This is a genomic window from Flavivirga abyssicola, assembly GCF_030540775.2.
GTDB classification, from domain to species: Bacteria; Bacteroidota; Bacteroidia; order Flavobacteriales; family Flavobacteriaceae; genus Flavivirga; species Flavivirga abyssicola.
This window is the reverse complement of record NZ_CP141266.1, coordinates 3,219,375-3,237,072: the sequence shown is the minus strand read 5'-3', so window position 1 is coordinate 3,237,072 and position 17,698 is coordinate 3,219,375. Positions and strand designations below refer to the sequence as shown.

Annotated in this window: 17 protein-coding genes and 1 tRNA gene; 9 read left to right on the top strand and 9 right to left on the bottom strand. The window is 33.0% G+C overall.

Annotated features, from left to right (window positions below):
- Positions 1 to 14: 14 nt before the first annotated feature.
- Both Q4Q34_RS13645 and truA read right to left on the bottom strand, forming a co-directional pair.
- Complete coding sequence (locus tag Q4Q34_RS13645) at positions 15 to 1,784, bottom strand: ABC transporter ATP-binding protein (protein ID WP_303315914.1); 1,770 nt, start codon at positions 1,782 to 1,784, stop codon at positions 15 to 17.
- Positions 1,777 to 2,526, bottom strand: a complete 750-nt coding sequence (gene truA / locus Q4Q34_RS13640; protein ID WP_303315915.1) for a tRNA pseudouridine(38-40) synthase TruA — start codon at positions 2,524 to 2,526, stop codon at positions 1,777 to 1,779. Before truA ends, Q4Q34_RS13645 begins: the two co-directional genes overlap by 8 nt.
- A 258-nt stretch (positions 2,527 to 2,784) precedes the next feature.
- Between truA and Q4Q34_RS13635 the strand changes: the two genes are divergently transcribed.
- Complete coding sequence (locus Q4Q34_RS13635) at positions 2,785 to 3,279, top strand: metallophosphoesterase family protein (protein WP_303315916.1); 495 nt, start codon at positions 2,785 to 2,787, stop codon at positions 3,277 to 3,279.
- A 264-nt stretch (positions 3,280 to 3,543) separates the two neighbouring features.
- Here the strand turns inward: Q4Q34_RS13635 and Q4Q34_RS13630 are convergent, their stop codons facing one another.
- Positions 3,544 to 3,954, bottom strand: coding sequence for a DUF4293 domain-containing protein (locus tag Q4Q34_RS13630; RefSeq protein ID WP_303315918.1), 411 nt, complete (start codon positions 3,952 to 3,954; stop codon positions 3,544 to 3,546).
- A 207-nt stretch (positions 3,955 to 4,161) separates the two neighbouring features.
- Between Q4Q34_RS13630 and rho the strand changes: the two genes are divergently transcribed.
- Both rho and Q4Q34_RS13620 read left to right on the top strand, forming a co-directional pair.
- Entirely contained in the window at positions 4,162 to 5,820 is a 1,659-nt protein-coding gene (rho, locus tag Q4Q34_RS13625) for a transcription termination factor Rho (RefSeq protein WP_303315921.1), read from the top strand.
- A gap of 231 nt (positions 5,821 to 6,051) precedes the next feature.
- On the top strand, positions 6,052 to 6,663 hold the full coding sequence (locus Q4Q34_RS13620) for an alpha-ketoglutarate-dependent dioxygenase AlkB family protein (protein WP_303315922.1): 612 nt from the start codon (positions 6,052 to 6,054) through the stop codon (positions 6,661 to 6,663).
- 486 nt (positions 6,664 to 7,149) lie between these two features.
- Here the strand turns inward: Q4Q34_RS13620 and Q4Q34_RS13615 are convergent, their stop codons facing one another.
- The 4 genes from Q4Q34_RS13615 to proS all read right to left on the bottom strand — a co-directional run bounded on the left by Q4Q34_RS13615 (position 7,150) and on the right by proS (position 9,695).
- Positions 7,150 to 7,512: a hypothetical protein gene (locus Q4Q34_RS13615; RefSeq protein WP_303315923.1), complete on the bottom strand. Its 363-nt coding sequence runs from the start codon at positions 7,510 to 7,512 to the stop codon at positions 7,150 to 7,152.
- Positions 7,513 to 7,717: 205 nt separating this feature from the next.
- A complete protein-coding gene (gene rpsT / locus Q4Q34_RS13610) occupies positions 7,718 to 7,969 on the bottom strand; it encodes a 30S ribosomal protein S20 (protein ID WP_135874926.1) in 252 nt (83 codons plus the stop codon).
- Positions 7,970 to 7,996: 27 nt separating this feature from the next.
- A tRNA-Glu gene (locus Q4Q34_RS13605) sits at positions 7,997 to 8,068 on the bottom strand.
- A gap of 148 nt (positions 8,069 to 8,216) precedes the next feature.
- A complete protein-coding gene (proS, locus tag Q4Q34_RS13600) occupies positions 8,217 to 9,695 on the bottom strand; it encodes a proline--tRNA ligase (protein ID WP_303315924.1) in 1,479 nt (492 codons plus the stop codon).
- Positions 9,696 to 9,794: 99 nt separating this feature from the next.
- Here proS and Q4Q34_RS13595 point away from each other — a divergent pair, with 99 nt between their 5' ends.
- The 6 genes from Q4Q34_RS13595 to yidD all read left to right on the top strand — a co-directional run bounded on the left by Q4Q34_RS13595 (position 9,795) and on the right by yidD (position 15,616).
- Entirely contained in the window at positions 9,795 to 10,946 is a 1,152-nt protein-coding gene (locus Q4Q34_RS13595; RefSeq protein WP_303315926.1) for a hypothetical protein, read from the top strand.
- Positions 10,947 to 10,973: 27 nt separating this feature from the next.
- Positions 10,974 to 12,512 carry an OmpP1/FadL family transporter gene (locus Q4Q34_RS13590; RefSeq protein WP_303315928.1) on the top strand — a complete coding sequence of 513 codons (1,539 nt, stop codon included), beginning with the start codon at positions 10,974 to 10,976 and terminating at the stop codon, positions 12,510 to 12,512.
- A 177-nt stretch (positions 12,513 to 12,689) separates the two neighbouring features.
- Positions 12,690 to 13,367, top strand: a complete 678-nt coding sequence (gene folE, locus Q4Q34_RS13585; RefSeq protein WP_303315929.1) for a GTP cyclohydrolase I FolE — start codon at positions 12,690 to 12,692, stop codon at positions 13,365 to 13,367.
- 48 nt (positions 13,368 to 13,415) lie between these two features.
- The gene (locus Q4Q34_RS13580) at positions 13,416 to 13,778 is read left to right on the top strand and encodes a four helix bundle protein (protein ID WP_303315930.1); all 363 of its coding nucleotides are present in this window, start codon (positions 13,416 to 13,418) and stop codon (positions 13,776 to 13,778) included.
- A gap of 36 nt (positions 13,779 to 13,814) precedes the next feature.
- The gene (gene cysS, locus Q4Q34_RS13575; protein ID WP_303315932.1) at positions 13,815 to 15,296 is read left to right on the top strand and encodes a cysteine--tRNA ligase; all 1,482 of its coding nucleotides are present in this window, start codon (positions 13,815 to 13,817) and stop codon (positions 15,294 to 15,296) included.
- Positions 15,297 to 15,391: 95 nt separating this feature from the next.
- Entirely contained in the window at positions 15,392 to 15,616 is a 225-nt protein-coding gene (yidD, locus tag Q4Q34_RS13570; protein ID WP_303315934.1) for a membrane protein insertion efficiency factor YidD, read from the top strand.
- A 128-nt stretch (positions 15,617 to 15,744) separates the two neighbouring features.
- Here yidD and Q4Q34_RS13565 read toward each other — a convergent pair whose 3' ends face one another.
- Positions 15,745 to 16,044: a GIY-YIG nuclease family protein gene (locus Q4Q34_RS13565; RefSeq protein WP_303315936.1), complete on the bottom strand. Its 300-nt coding sequence runs from the start codon at positions 16,042 to 16,044 to the stop codon at positions 15,745 to 15,747.
- 129 nt (positions 16,045 to 16,173) lie between these two features.
- Positions 16,174 to 17,634: an aminoacyl-histidine dipeptidase gene (locus Q4Q34_RS13560; RefSeq protein ID WP_303315938.1), complete on the bottom strand. Its 1,461-nt coding sequence runs from the start codon at positions 17,632 to 17,634 to the stop codon at positions 16,174 to 16,176.
- Positions 17,635 to 17,698: the final 64 nt, after the last annotated feature.

The following is a 17,698-nucleotide window of genomic DNA, read 5'->3' as shown; positions in this document are numbered from 1 at the left end:
ACAAATACAATAAACTATATAACCTCTTCTTCCTGTAAAAACTGTACTTCGTATAAATTTTTATAGTAGCCTCCTTCTTTTTTAAGTAATTCATCGTGAGTACCCTGTTCTACGATATTACCTGCATCCATGACTATTATTTTGTCTGCTTTTTTAACGGTTGCTAATCGATGAGCAATAACAATTGAGGTTCTACCTTTGGTAATCTTATCTGTGGCATTTTGTATAAGTTGCTCCGAATATGAATCAACAGATGATGTTGCCTCATCCAACACCAAAATACTTGGATTCGTTACATAAGCTCTTAAAAATGATATCAATTGCCTTTGCCCAGAGGATAGCATAACACCTCGCTCTTTCACGTTGTAATGATAGCCATTTGGTAAACTCATTATAAAATCATGAATTCCGATATCTTTTGCTGCTTGCTGAACTTGAGCTTCAGTAATTTCGGAATGATTTAATGTAATATTATTTAAAATGGTATCGGCAAATAAAAACACGTCTTGTAATACCACAGCTATTTGGGTACGCAAAGATTCTAAAGTGACTTGTTTAATATCTATATCATCAACATAAATAACACCATCGTTAATTTCATAAAAGCGATTTAATAAATTAATAATCGTAGATTTTCCAGCTCCTGTAGCACCAACAATTGCAACCGTGTCACCTGCATTCACATCAAAAGAAATCCCTTTTAAAACGGTTTCATCTTCCACATAACTAAAAAATACATTGTCAAATTTTAAATGCCCTTTAAAATGCTCTGCAATATGAGTTCCTGTGTCATCAATTTGAGACGTTGTATCTATAACCTTAAACACTCTGGTTGCAGCTACCATACCCATTTGTAGTGTATTAAACTTATCAGCTATTTGACGCAACGGTCTAAACAACATAGGAATATACATGATAAATGCAATTAGAACACCTTCGGTAACTTTGCCTTCTAACACAACATTTAGACCACCATACCAAGCTATCAAACCAATGGTTATTGATGACGATAAATCTGCTAAAGGAAAGAAAATTGAGTTATACCAAACGGTTTTAAGCCAACCTTTTTTGTGTCGTTCATTTATTTTTTTAAAATTCTTGTACTCAATGTCCTCACGAGTAAACAACTGTAGAATTTTCATTCCTGTTAAACGTTCTTGTACAAAAGAATTTAAATTGGACACTTCTGTTCTCACTTCTTCAAAAGCTTTTTTCATATACTTTTGAAAAATACGTGTTGCATATAACAATATAGGCAACATAATAAACACAATTAAACTCAGTCTCCAATTGGTATAAATCATAACTCCAAAAACCGCTGTCATAGTGAGCAAATCTCTAAAAATCATAAATAACCCCTGACCAAAAATATCGGCAATACGTTCCATATCGGTTACAGCCCTTGTAATAAGCAGGCCTACTGAAGAATTATCATAATACTTCATTTTAAAACGCAATAAGTGATCAAATAATTTGATACGTACATCTACTACCAAACTTTGTCCCAACCAGGCTGCAAAATAGATAAAGGTTAATTGAAATACAGTTTGCAAAATTAAAATGGCAAACATGATTGTAATATAAAAGAGAAAATCTTTATCATTCTTTCCCGTAATGCTATCATCTATAGCATACTGGGTTACGCGAGGTGTAGCTGCACTAAAAACAGCCAATAGAATGACCAAAAGCACCAATCCTAAAAACACAAATTTATAAGGTTTTATATATTGGAAAAGACGTTTAAACAAGGTAACGTCAAATATTTTCTCTTGTTTTTTACTCATGTATCTTTATATCGTTAGGATATTCTACTTCTGTTAAATATAACCCGTGAGCAGGAACAGAAAACCCAGCTTCACTTCTATTTTTAGACTTTATAATGGTGTGTAAATCTTCAACATCAATTTTTCCCAAACCAATATTAATCATAGTGCCAACAATGGCACGTACCATATTACGTAAAAATCTATCCGCTTTTATCACAAAATGAAGTTCATTATTTTCTATAGTCCATTTTGCTTTCATAATATCGCAATAATACGTTTTTACATCGGTATTACTTTTTGAAAAGCATTGAAAATCTTTATACCTAAATAAAAGCTCTGAAGCTTCATTCATTTTTTCAACATTCAGATCTTGCTTCACATAAAAACTATTATCAAACGAAAACACATCCTTTTTTAGTGCTATTCTATATAAATAAGTTCTGCTTTTTGCATCAAAACGAGCATGCGTCTCTTCTTTTACTTTAAAAATATTACGAATCGCGATATCTTTTGGTAAATAAGAATTCAATTTATAAACGACATTCACTTCGTTAAAAACGACATGAGTATCAAAATGAGCAAACATTTGAGATGCGTGTACACCAGTATCTGTACGACCAGCTCCCATAATTGATATAGTTTCTTTTAAAAGCACGGATAACGCTTTTTCAACAACTTCTTGTACTGAGATATCGTTAGGTTGATTTTGCCAGCCATGATACGCAGCACCATTATAAGAAAGTTCTATAAAATACCTCAATCTGATTTAATACTTTTGTTAAATAATTTATGCCATGCAAAGATAGATAGTTTTGTTGTTCTTGAGAAGACAGGAACCTTAATTATATATTAAAAATAAAAGAAGAAAGCATACTACACTAAAAGAGAATAGACTTACTTCCAATTTATTTTTAAAAGGATTGTCGTTCGGTCAAAGATTATTAAGTTAGAAGTCAAGCTATAACTATATTTGCAAAAGCTTTACAACTGAAAAATAAATTATTTTCTCCAAAATACCATGACAAAAATACTATTACTCTCTGATACACACAGTTACATTGATAACGATATTTTAAAATATGTAAAACAAGCGGATGAAGTATGGCATGCAGGCGATATTGGAGATTTAAAAGTAACGGACGCTATTAAAAAACTAAAACCCTTACGTGCCGTTTTTGGTAATATTGATGATAATAAAGTGAGAGTGGAATTTCCAGAAAACAATCGTTTTATGTGTGAAGATGTTGATGTTTGGATAACCCATATTGGTGGATATCCAAATGCTTATAATATGAGAGTTCGAGAGGAAATAAAACAAAATCCTCCTAAACTTTTTATTTGTGGACATTCGCATATTTTAAAAGTAATGCCAGACAAGAAGCTATATTTATTACATATGAATCCTGGAGCTGTTGGTAAACATGGGTTTCATAAAACACGCACCATGCTCCGCTTTACTATTGACGGCAGTAAAATTGATAACTTAGAAGTCATAGAGTTTAATAAACGTTAATATACTTGATGAGAAAAGAACAAAGAAAATAGCGCCTATAAAATAGACTTGGCTATTAATGTCTATTCTCTAGATACTTCTATTTTTTCAATTTTCATTAAATCATCTTCAAAACAAGTTCACGGATTATTATAACTGAGATCCCGCTCTGAAAGCGGGATTAGTTCAACTTACAATTTTGAGAACTCAAAATTGAGTTTCACTAAAAAAACCCAAAGCTTTCACTTTGGGTTTTAACGCACTAATACTACTAAGATGTTAGGTTTATCGTAATCGATCTACAGATTTTACAAGATCTTCATCCCTTTTGATGGCCTTATTGGCTAATGCCAAAAACACGATAGAAACAATAGGAAGAAGCATCCCAATACCTTTCTCAGAAACCGCCGTCTCTCCAGATATATTTAGAGATTGATATACAAAAAATCCTAGTAAAATAAAGTTTAATATGATGTTAAGTCGCCCCAAAACAAATTGAGACTTCCTATTTTTGTACATAAAAATAGTAATTAAAGACAATATCGCAGAGCCTAAAAACAGTCCTAAATATAAGGTTTCGTCTTTAGCAAACACACTAATATTCTCATTTGTAATCCATAAATGAAATACAAAAATTAAGCCCGCAGAAACGCCTGCTGCTATTAAAAGATAGATAGTTTGAATACGCTGTAACATATTGTTTTATAAAACTAGAAAGCAAAAATAATAGTTTCTTTTATAAAAATCCCTTTAAATCTTAAAATAAAGTTGTATAATTGCAGTAATAATTCTCAACAACCGCTATTACAAGTGGTTAATTCTTCAGGTTAAGAAATCATTTTTCAGAATTACTCAAAGTTTATATTCAAAAAAATATTACATATCATATTCAATTAAGCATAAATGTTTGAAATTTCACAATTAAAAGAAAAGAAACTCTCTGATTTACAGGAGATTGCAAAAAAATTGAGCGTCCCCAAATATCGTTCTTTAAAAAAATTAGATCTGGTTTATCAAATACTAGATCAGCAAGCTGCCGATCCAAAAGCAGTTAAAGCTGTTGTGGCTCCAACAGAAACAACAGATAATAAAACAGAAAGCAAGCCAGTAAAACCGGCAAGAAAACCTAGGCAACGTGTTCAAAAACCTACTAAAAGTGCACCTGCTAAGAATGAAGAAAAAGCTCCAGTTGACAAAAAAGAGGAAGCTCCTAAAGCTACTGAAAAAGTTAACACGCCTCCTAGCCCGCCTGTCAATAAACAGAATAAAGAAGAGCAAAGACAGGACAACAAGCCTAAACAAAAAAATCAAAACGACAATCAGCAAAAACCTCACCAGAGACGCGATAACAATCAACAAAAAAATCAACATAGAAACCAAAAGAATGGTAATGTTGACTCTGGTAATAAAGATGGTAGAAATCGTTACAGGGAACCAGATTTTGAATTTGATGCCATTATAGAAAGTGAAGGTGTTTTAGACATTATGCAGGATGGATATGGTTTCTTACGTTCTTCTGATTATAATTATTTATCATCACCAGATGATATTTATGTTTCACAATCACAAATTAGATTATTTGGTTTAAAAACCGGAGATACAGTACTTGGTCATGTAAGACCTCCTAAAGAAGGCGAAAAATATTTCCCTTTAATTAAGGTAAGTAAAATTAATGGTCAAAACCCTAATGTTGTTAGAGATAGAGTTTCTTTTGAGCATTTAACACCATTATTTCCACAAGAGAAATTCGATATCGCTGAAAAACAAAGCACTATATCTACCAGAATAATGGATTTGTTCTCTCCAATAGGAAAAGGGCAACGTGGTATGATTGTATCACAACCGAAAACTGGTAAAACCATGTTATTAAAGGATGTTGCTAATGCTATAGCAGCAAACCATCCTGAAGTATACCAAATGATTTTACTAATTGATGAGCGCCCTGAGGAAGTAACAGATATGCAACGTAATGTACGTGGTGAAGTTATTGCTTCAACCTTCGATAAAGAAGCTCATGAGCATGTGAAAATTGCGAACATCGTACTAGAAAAAGCTAAAAGATTGGTTGAATGTGGTCATGATGTCGTAATTCTTTTAGATTCTATTACACGTTTAGCAAGAGCTTACAATACAGTGCAACCAGCATCTGGTAAAATATTAAGTGGTGGTGTAGACGCGAATGCACTTCACAAACCAAAACGTTTCTTTGGTGCTGCCAGAAACATCGAAAATGGAGGTTCGTTAACCATTATTGCTACTGCATTAACTGAAACTGGTTCTAAAATGGACGAAGTAATCTTCGAAGAATTTAAAGGAACTGGTAACATGGAATTACAATTAGACAGAAAAATTTCTAACCGTAGAATTTTCCCTGCTATCGACCTTACGTCATCAAGTACGCGTCGTGATGATATATTACTTGACGAAAACACAATTCAACGTATGTGGGTAATGCGTAAATATCTAGCAGACATGAACCCTGTTGAAGCTATGGAATTCATTAATGATCGTTTCAAGCAAACACGAAACAACGAAGAGTTTTTAATATCTATGAATGGATAAACTCACTTATAAATAAACTAAATTAAAAAACCTTAACTAGTAATATGTTAAGGTTTTTTTTATGTTTAAAGGTTTTTTATAAATTTATGTCTCGCACATACTCATACTCTTATAAGCCTGTTTACAGATATAATAGTTAGTAAGAATTAGGTTTTAACTGCAAAAGAAGCATTAAAAACAACTTTCACCCTTTTGGGTATTGTATGAGGAAAGACTATAAAAAGTGGAAAAATGAAATTGTTTAATGTAAAAGTAGACTCAACAAAAAACTTGCTACCAAAAGATGGAACTGTAAATTATTTTGGAAAGTTATTAAATGATAAAGAAGCCGATTATTTTTTTAAAACATTGTTAGATACTATTGAATGGCGAAATGATGAAGCCATTATCTTCGGTAAAAAAATAATTACAAAACGAAAAGTAGCCTGGTATGGTGAAAACCCTTTTGAATATACCTATTCCAAAACTACCAAACTAGCATTGTATTGGACAAAAGAGTTATTAGAATTAAAAGAGAAAGTTCAACATAAAACTGGAGAAACGTTTAATTCTTGTTTGCTAAACCTTTATCACAATGGTGACGAAGGCATGGCTTGGCATAGCGATGGAGAAAAAGATTTAAAAAAAAATGGAGCTATAGCATCTTTGACTCTAGGGGCAGAAAGAAAATTTGCTTTTAAACATAAAGAAACCAAAGAAAAAATTAGTATACTATTAGAACACGGTAGTCTGTTGATAATGAAAGATACCACTCAGGCTCATTGGTTACATCGATTGCCTCCAACCAAGTTAATACATACGCCCAGAATAAATTTAACCTTTAGAACTATTGAAGAAAATTAAATACAACTTAAAAAAAGGGTACGCTCTCCTACTAAGCGATCACTTTAATAAAACATATTTTATAAAAAGCATTTAATAAATAAGCCTGTCTAAAAAGTGGTTAATCTTGTCATTCAGAGCAACGCGAAGAATCTTATTTTAACGTGAGCTCGATACAACTTTAGTTTTATTTAAATGAAAATCAGTTAATTATATTCAAATGTCAGGTTGAGCGCAGTCGAAACCTAATTAAAACAACCGAATTTTTAAAACCTTTCGACTGCGCTCAAGGTGACAAGCTTTATTTTATTGAACTTTTGTCTATTTTTTTATAAATTTTATGTCGAACTAACTTTATTTACTCATAATAAGAGTCATTTATTTTAAAGAGATTCTTCACAGCTTCGCTGATACCTTCGAAACAAAATATATTTTGTTTCTCGGTAATATTCAGAATGACACTTTTTAGACAGGCTTATTTATATTATTTTGAACAGTATCTTGTTATTAATAATTCGTTAAAAGATCTCTGTATTCCTTTAAGTCAGATATATTTATTTTGTTATTAAGGTTCTTCATAAGAGCTATTAAATATTTAAGGCTTTCAACAGGAGAAGCTTCTTCCTTCTCTTCAATAGCCTCTTCTTCGTCTGTAGGTTCATCATCAAGAATAGGTATAAGAAACGAATTGTTGCTTTCTATATGCTCAAAAGTAAGCCTAAGCACCTTTACTACTAAAGGAATTTGCTCTTCTAAAGCATACGTTCTTAATTCTTTTATGTCGTCGATTAACGTCTCTGTATTGATACCTGTTTTATCTAGGTTCTCTAGAATCTTGTCGATTAATTCTATTGCTTTTTTATTTTCCAAAGGTTTAATTATTTGATTAATTAACTAGTTACAATTGCAAATTTATATTTTTAGAAATCAAATACGATTTTTTTTCTTAGATTTTACTTCTTTAAATTGAAACAGTTTCAAAGATTTACTTCATATATAAAAACTGTACAAGAAAATCATAAAAAAAGCCTCTCATTTCTGAGAAGCTTCAAATATTTTAAACTTTAAACCGTAATTAAAGTGCAGCAACATGTTTAGCTAAACCAGATTTAAGGTTTGCAGCTTTATTAGCATGAATAACATTTTTCTTAGCCAATTTATCTAACATAGATACTATTGAAGGAAATAAAGCTTCAGCTTCTTTCTTATCAGTTAACTCACGTAATTTCTTAATAGCATTACGAGTAGTCTTGTGCTGATACTTGTTTAATAAACGCTTAGATTCGTTACTTCTAATTCTTTTTAACGCTGACTTATGATTTGCCATTTGTTTTTTCTTATTATTAAAATATTGTAGCCCGTAGGGGAATCGAACCCCTCTTACCAGGATGAAAACCTGGCGTCCTAGCCGATAGACGAACGGGCCATTTGTTTTTTGAGTGCGCAAATATAAACATAAAATTTAAACTTGCAAGTCTTTCAATTAACAAACAATGTCTCCATTGCGGATGCAAAAATACAACTATTTTTAAATGTCACAATAGCTAGATGATTTTTTTTGAAAAAAAATTAAATTAATATGCTTTTGCAAACAATACTCTACCTTTAGAAGGATTTCCAGAATACACACAAACCCCTTCAACTGCCTTCATATCCAAAGGAATACAACGAATAGTTGCCTTAGTTATTTCTTTAATTTTTTCTTCAGTTTCATTAGTACCATCCCAATGTGCAGAAATAAATCCAGTTTTTGTTTCTAAAGTATCTTTAAACTCTTCAAAAGTGTCTACCTCGGTAATGTGAGCATTTCTAAAATCCAGAGCTTTATTAAATAGTGCTTCTTGAATTTCTTTTAGTAAGCTTTCAACTGTTTCTGTTAAATCTTCTAAATTAACCGTTTGCTTGGTCAATGTATCCCTACGGGCGATTTCCACAGTACCATTTGCTAAATCTTTAGGTCCGATAGCTATACGCAATGGAACACCTTGCAATTCATGCTGCGCAAATTTCGCACCTGGTCTGTGAGTTGTTCTATTATCAAACTTCACAGATATATTTTTTCCTCTTAAATTGCTCAAAATACCATTAGCAACTTCAGTAATAGCATTTAAATCTTCCTCACTCTTATAAATAGGCACAATAACAACTTGATTTGGCGCTAAGCTAGGCGGCAAAACCAATCCGTTATCATCACTATGTGTCATAATTAATGCCCCCATTAATCGAGTAGAAACTCCCCAAGAGGTTGCCCAAACATAATCTTGTTTACCTTCTTTATTAGCATACTTAACATCAAAAGCTTTTGCGAAGTTCTGACCAAGAAAATGAGAAGTCCCTGCTTGCAGTGCTTTTCCATCTTGCATTAATGCTTCAATACAGTAAGTTTCTTCGGCTCCTGCAAAGCGTTCACTCTCAGTTTTCACACCCTGTATTACAGGGATAGCCATAAAGTTTTCGACAAACGTTGCGTAAACATTATTCATTAATTTAGCTTCTGTTAAAGCTTCAGCTTTTGTTTCATGTGCTGTATGCCCTTCCTGCCATAAAAATTCAGCAGTACGCAAAAACAAACGTGTTCGCATTTCCCAACGCACCACATTAGCCCATTGATTTATTAAAAGCGGTAAATCTCTATATGATTGAATCCATCCTCTATATGTATTCCAAATAATGGCTTCACTTGTAGGTCGTACAATTAATTCTTCTTCTAATTTGGCTTCCGGATCAACACGTAATTTTCCTTTCTTATCAGGATCATTTTGTAATCTGTAATGGGTTACAATTGCACATTCTTTAGCAAATCCTTCTGCGTTTTTTTCTTCTGCTTCAAATAAACTTTTGGGCACAAATAATGGAAAATATGCGTTTTGATGACCTGTTTCTTTAAACATTTTATCTAATTCTGCCTGCATTTTTTCCCAAATAGCATATCCATAGGGTTTAATAACCATACATCCTCTAACTGCCGAATTCTCAGCTAGATCAGCCTTTACAACCAATTCGTTATACCATTTCGAATAATCTTCCGCTCTACTAGTAAGTTTTTTACTCATATCAATTTTTTGGCACAAATATTGTGACTCTGTTAAATAAAAAAATAGTTAAGCAAAACTAACTATTTTTGTTATGTTCAACAATAAAATTCTAGAGATATGCAATTTAACAACTACTTAAAAGGGAAAGTGACATTTACAGCCATTTTTGGTTTGCTACTCGTTTTAGTTTCATGCGGTTCTTATCAATATGTTGGTGTTGATGACGATGGTATTTATGGTAATACACAAAGACAAGTAATTGTTGAAAAGCCTTCTCAGAATAATCAAACAGTTGCCCAAGCTCCTAATACAAACAATAATTACTATAAAAATTATTTTAGAGACAAATCGTTAGAATCAGAAAATATCTTCTCTGATGATGCTATTTTCACTGATATAGATTCTTATGAAGGAAATAACTATGTTGAGAATGATACCATAGCAAATAATTATCAAGGATATGCAGGCTGGGGACAAGACAGTAATAATGTTACGATAAATTATGTAGACAACGGATGGAATAATTGGGGTTGGAATGCAGGATTTGGTTGGGGATGGAACAATTGGGGTTGGAACAGATGGAACAATTGGGGATGGAACGGATGGAATAACTGGGGATTTTATGATCCTTTCTGGTGCCCTCCTTTTTATGGAGGTGGCTTTTACGGTAATCATTGGGCTTTTAACAGACCCTACAGAAATTACGGTTACTACGGAAATAACGGATATTACAGAGGAAGAAACTATTCATATAACTCTAGTAGAAGAGGCAGTTATTATGCCAATAATTCAAGAGGGTTAAGCAGAAATAATATTACATCCAGACGTAGCTCTGTTAGTAGTCTAAATAGAAACGCAACGACTTCAAGAACTTCCAAATACAATACTTCTAGAAGAAGCAGTACGAGTACTATAGCTAGATCAAATAATACAAGGAACTACAATCCTAACGGAACTCGCAGATATACAAGTAATTCTCAAAGAAGAACAGTAACTTCCAGAACACCTTCATCAAATTCTGTAAGAAGATCATCGTCTCCAACAGTAAGAAGAAATTCAAGCACTGTTTATAGACCTTCTAATACTAACAGTAGATCATCTAACAATAGTGTTTCCGGAAGATCTTATTCTCCTTCAAGAAATAATTCGGGATACTCACCTAGCAGAAGCTCTAGATCCAGTTCTGGTTCGGTATCTAGATCATCATCTAGCAGCCGTAGCTCAGGTAGTAGAAGTTCTAGATCTTCAGGAGGAGCAAGACGTCGTTAAAATTTAAAAAAGAAAAAATACAACTATATGAAAAAGTTACATGTACTATTCATAGGTGTTCTATCTATGTCTACAATTTACGCTCAAGATATTAGTGATGCTATAAGATTTTCTCAAGATGAAATACAAGGGTCTGCTCGTTTTAGAGCATTGAGCGGTGCTTTTGGTGCTTTAGGTGGCGATATGAGTGCTGTGAGTTTAAACCCGGCCGGCTCTGCTGTTTTTAGTAGAAGTCATGCTTCTTTTTCCTTATCTAATAAAGAAACAGAAAACAAAACCCAATATTTTAATGGTATAAACAATTCTAGCGAATCTAATTTTGATATTAATCAAGGTGGTGCTACTTTTGTATTTGCTTCTAATACTAATTCTCCATGGCGAAAATTCACAATTGCTATTGCTTACGAAAGGACTAATGACTACGACTCTAATTGGAGAGCTAGTGGTGTAAATACAGATGACGATCCTTCTTTCAGTAACTCGATTGCTAGCTATTTCTACGATTATGCAGATGGTAAAAGATTAGATGAAATATCTGCTTTACCTAATGAATCGCAAAGCAGTGCCTATCAAAACATAGGTGATTTTTATGGTTTTGCTCATCAGCAAGCATTTTTAGGTTTTGATTCGTTCATTCTTGAACCTGATGATCTTGGTAACGACGCCAACACGTCATATTCTGCTAATATTAGCCCTGGAAATTTTGATCATGATTATTCTTATTTATCAACAGGATATAATGGCAAAGTAACATTTAATATGGCAGCTCAATATGAAGACAATTTGTATTTAGGGTTGAATTTAAATTCTCATTTTATTGATTATGAACGATCTACTCTGTTATTTGAGGACAATTCAAATACTGGATCTATCGTAAATAGCATAGAATTTGAAAATAATTTATCTACTACCGGTAGTGGTTTTTCTTTCCAATTAGGAGGCATATTAAAGTTATCAAATGAATTTAGAGTTGGTGTGACTTACGATTCACCTACCTGGTATACCATTGAAGAGGAATCGACACAATATCTGTCTACTGTAAGAGACGAAGGAAGCGGCCCAGAAGTGCAAGTTATAAACCCCAATGTAATAAATATTCATCCGCAATACAAACTACAAACACCTTCAAAATTAACAGGAAGCTTAGCTTATGTTTTTGGTAAACAAGGGTTAATCAGTTTTGATTATTCCCGTAAAGATTATAGTCAGACAAAGTTTAGACCAACATCTGATTATACAGATCTTAACAATAATATAAGTAACACACTTACAGATGCTTCAACCTATAGACTTGGTGGGGAATACAAACATAAACAATTCAGCTTTAGAGGCGGGTATCGTTTTGAAGAGAGTCCCTATGCAGATGGTGTTACCATTGGTGATTTAACTGGGTATTCTTTAGGAATTGGTTACAATTTTGGTAACACAAAATTAGATATTACTTATGATCAATCTGAACGTTCGTCTGTAAACAGTTTTTATAATTTAAGATTTGACAGACCTGCATCAGCAGAAATAGATCGAACAAACTCTAACATAACGTTATCCTTAAGTTTCAATATTTAAAATAAAACAAAATTTATTATTAAAAAGTCTGGCCTGTAAAAGTTCAGGCTTTTTAATTTAAATGTAATTTATAACCTAAATTACAGACAAACCCTCTTGTATAATTGTTTGTTAATACAAAACATAACAAAAGTGTTTTACTTATATTTGCAGACTAAAAACATCACTTTTTAGCTAATGAAAATTGAAAATAACATAGAAGAGTTTGAATCTTTAGGAGATGACCATATCGGAACTTCTTCAAACACACCATTACGAAATGATGCCTTTAAGCTTTCTAATGAAGAAAAAATAGATATTATTAAAGATGATGTGAGACACATAATGGAAACTTTAGGTCTTGATTTAACAGACGACAGCTTAAATGGTACACCTAACCGTGTTGCTAAAATGTTTGTTAAAGAAATTTTTGGAGGGCTAGACCCGAAGAAAAAACCAAATGCATCCACATTTGAAAACAAGTATAAATACGGAGAGATGCTAGTTGAAAAAAACATCACTGTTTATTCAACTTGCGAACATCACTTACTACCTATCGTTGGAAAAGCGCATATAGCTTATATTTCTAACGGAACTGTTGTTGGCTTATCTAAAATGAATCGTATTGTAGATTATTTTGCTAAGCGTCCACAAGTACAGGAACGTCTTACTATTCAAGTCGTTAAAGAACTTCAGGAGGTTTTAAAAACACAGGATGTTGCTTGTGTTATAGATGCCAAACATTTATGCGTTAATTCAAGAGGTATTAGGGACATTGAAAGCAGTACAGTAACTTCAGAATTTGGGGGGAAATTTAAAGAAGAAGCAACTCGTAGAGAATTTTTAGATTACATAAAATTAGATACAAAATTTTAGTTATTTGTTTGTCGGTGGTTGTAAAACTGCCAATAACACCCCTTATTTATGCATATTTATTCGTTTGAAAAATTAGAAGTTTGGAAAGAAGCTATTAAACTAGCTGTTAATACTTATAAAATAACAGATTTATATCCAAATGAAGAAAAATTTGGATTAGTCTCTCAGATGAGGAGAAGCTCTGTTTCAATTTCATCTAATATTGCAGAAGGCACTGCAAGACTTACCAATAAAGATAAGGCTCACTTCATGACAATAGCATATGGTTCTACACTTGAATTGTTAAACCAAGCTATAATTTCAAAAGAACTTAATTTTATTTCTGAAAAAAGCTACAAAAATATTAGATTAGAGGTTGAATCAATAACCAATAAGATCAATGCTTTAAAAAAGCATTTTTTGAAGGCTTAACGACAAACGGACTTAACAAAATACAATAAATAGCTTATGCCACTTTTTCAGCATCAACAAATAAAATTATACAATTCACTTACAGGTAAAAAAGAAACATTCAAACCCATTAACGAAGGTTATGTGGGCATGTATGTATGTGGTCCAACCGTATACAGCAATGTACATTTAGGAAATGTTAGAACTTTCATGTCTTTTGATATGGTTTTTAGGTATCTAAAACATTTAGGTTACAAAGTGCGTTATGTTAGAAATATTACCGATGCTGGTCATTTAGAAAATGATGCTGATGCTGGAGAAGACAAAATCACCAAAAAAGCACGTTTAGAACAAATTGAACCGATGGAAGTTGTGCAACGTTATACTGTTGATTTTCATAACATTCTTAATACGCTTAATTTTTTACCGCCCAGTATAGAACCTACTGCTACAGGCCATATTATTGAACAAATCGAATTAATAACAAATATTATTGATAATGGGTTTGCATATGAGGTAAATGGTTCCGTTTATTTCGATGTTCACAAATTCAATGAAACTAATGATTACGGAAAATTAAGTAAGCGTAAACTTGAAGATTTAATTCATAATACCCGAGAATTAGATGGTCAAAGTGATAAAAAGAATCCACAAGACTTTGCGCTTTGGAAAAAAGCAGAACCACAACATATTATGCGTTGGCCGTCTCCTTGGAGCGATGGTTTTCCTGGGTGGCATTTAGAATGTACAGCCATGAGTACAAAATATCTAGGTGACCAATTTGATATTCACGGTGGTGGAATGGATTTAAAATTTCCACATCATGAATGTGAAATTGCTCAAAACGAAGCTGCTAAAGGCAAATCTCCGGTTAATTATTGGATGCATGCCAATATGCTAGAGCTTAACGGGCAACGGATGTCGAAAACTACAGGAAATACAGTGAATCCTGATGAGCTATTATCTGGAAACAACAAATTCTTTAGTAAGGCTTATAGCCCTAGTGTCATTAGATTTTTTAATGCACAGTCATCTTACAGAAGTGTTTTAGATTTAACTGATGATGGTTTATTAGCTAGTGAAAAAGGATTCTACAGATTGATGGATGCCGTTAACCTTCTAGACGATCTAAAACCTTCTAAAACATCATCTATTGATGTTAATTCATGGAAACAGACATGTTATGATGCCATGAATGATGATTTTAATTCGCCTATTTTGATTGCTCATTTATTTGAGGCTGCAAAATATATCAATCAAATAAAAGACGGTTCTGAAACCTTATCTGCAGAAGATTTAAACACGTTTAAGGCTACTATTAACAACTTTGTTTTTGATGTGTTAGGTCTTAAAAATGCCACTAAAAGTGATTCTGGAACTGATAAATTATCTGGAGCCGTAGATATTTTAATAAAACTAAGACAAGAAGCAAGAGCTAATAAAGACTTTGCTTTATCCGATAAGATCCGTGACGAACTGGCAGAAGTTGGTATTCAACTTAAAGATGGCAAAGACGGCACGACTTTTTCGACTAATTAAATTCCTGCGACTTGTGCTGAACTTGTTTCAGTAAGGCAGGAATCTCATGCTTTGAAATTCAATTAATAAAATTTTCGCCTTCGCGGGAATAGAATATGCTAAAAAAACTACTAATAGCACCGTTTTTATTATTGATAAAAGTGTATCAAACGCTTATATCTCCGTTAACACCTGCTACCTGTAGATTCCACCCCACCTGCTCACACTATACTAAAGAAGCTTTACAGAAACATGGTTTATTTAAAGGCGGTTGGCTGGCTATAAAACGTATTTTTAGCTGCCACCCATGGGGAGGTAGTGGATATGATCCTGTGCCCTGATAAAAAAGGCAAACGATTTATCATACGTCACTGCGAGGAGGAACGACAAAGCAGTCTGTATATTATGAGTAACTATCTTTCAAAAGATTACTTCGTCATTCGTACCTCTTCCTCGTAATGACACTGTATTAGTCAAAATAAAACAACCACCCATCAGACAAATCATTCCATTCTGGATTTATGGCATGTATTAAGTGCTCCTTTCTTTTTCTATTCCCTCCCTTTATTTGCTTTTCCCTTGCAATAGCTTGATTAATATCGTCAAACTCTTCGAAGTATATTAATTTATCACAATTATACTTATAAGTAAATCCTTTATATCCTTTTGTTTTATGTTGATATACTCTTTTTAACAAATCACTTGTCACACCAACATAAATAACTGTATTATTTTTATTAGTCATAAAATAGACAAATGATTTTTTCATACAAAAAACATGATAGGTTTCGTCACTGCGAGAAGGAACGACGTGGCAGTCTGTTTATTATTTGCATTCAAAGGAAGGTCACTTCGTTATATTCGTACCTCTTTCCTCATAATGACGTGTACAATAATACTACTTAACTGGGATTTCCTTTAAAATCCCTAAAACAAAGTTCCAATATTTCTGAACAGATGAAATTTGAGCACGTTCGTCCGGTGAGTGAGCGCCTTTTATATTAGGACCAAAACTGATCATATCCATATCTGGATAATTTGTTCCCAGAATACCACATTCTAACCCTGCATGACATGCAGCTACATGTGGTTTTTCTCCATTTAAATCTTCATATAATTTCGTCATTACTTTTAAGATAGCAGAATCCATATTTGGTGTCCACCCAGGGTAGTCTCCAGAAAATTCAACTTCACACCCAGTTAATTCAAAAGTTGCACGTAGTGTATTTGCCAGATCCATTTTAGAACTCTCAACAGATGAACGTGTTAAACAACCGATATGAATAGTCCCGTCTTTAACCACGACTCTAGCAATATTATTTGATGTTTCTACCAATTCCGGAATATCAGCACTCATTTTGTAAACCCCATTATAAGCAGCATATAAAGCTCTGGTCAGGCCTTCCTGAACTCCTAAATCCATGATTTTCGTAGGTGTTTCTGCTTTAGAAATTGTAATTTCTAAATCTGGCTCCATCGTTTTTAACTCTTTCTTAATTGTATTAGAAATCAAAGCTATTTCTAATAAAAAAGCATCTTCATGTACAGCATCAATAGCAACGATAGCATTACTTTCTCTAGGAATAGCATTTCGTAAACTACCTCCATTAATTTCAGAAATTCGCAATCCGTAGTTTTCAAAACCATCAAATAATACACGATTCATTAGTTTATTAGCATTCCCTAAACCTTCATGAATTTGCATCCCCGAATGACCTCCTTGTAATCCTTTAACCGTGATTTTATACCCTATTTTAAACTCTGGTGTTTCTTCTTCATTATAGGTTCTCTTTGCTGTAACATCAATACCTCCAGCACAACCTACACCTATTTCATCGTCTTCTTCTGTATCTAAATTTAAAAGGATACCGCCAGAAAGCAATCCGCCTTTTAAGCCCATGGCTCCTGTCATACCAGTTTCTTCATCAATAGTAAATAACGCTTCAATAGCTGGATGCGGAATATCTTTGCTTTCTAAAACAGCCATAATGGTAGCAACTCCTAAACCATTATCTGCCCCTAAAGTTGTTCCTTTTGCACGAACCCAATCACCATCAATATACATATCTATACCCTGAGTGTCAAAATCAAAACTAGTATCTCCATTTTTCTGATGAACCATATCTAAATGCGATTGCATGACTACGGTCGTCCTATTTTCCATTCCTGGAGTTGCTGGCTTTTTGATAATAACATTCCCTACTTCATCCTCAATGGTTTCTAAACCAAGATTTTCACCAAAATTTTTCATGAAAGCTATAACGCGTTCTTCTTTTTTTGATCCTCTTGGTACAGCATTTAAATCTGCAAACCTATTCCAAAGTTGTTGTGGTTGAAGTTGTCTTATCTCAGTGCTCATAGTATTATTTATAAAGTTGTGCAAAGGTAGCAAAATTGCTTCGACATTAACTAAAACTCTTAAT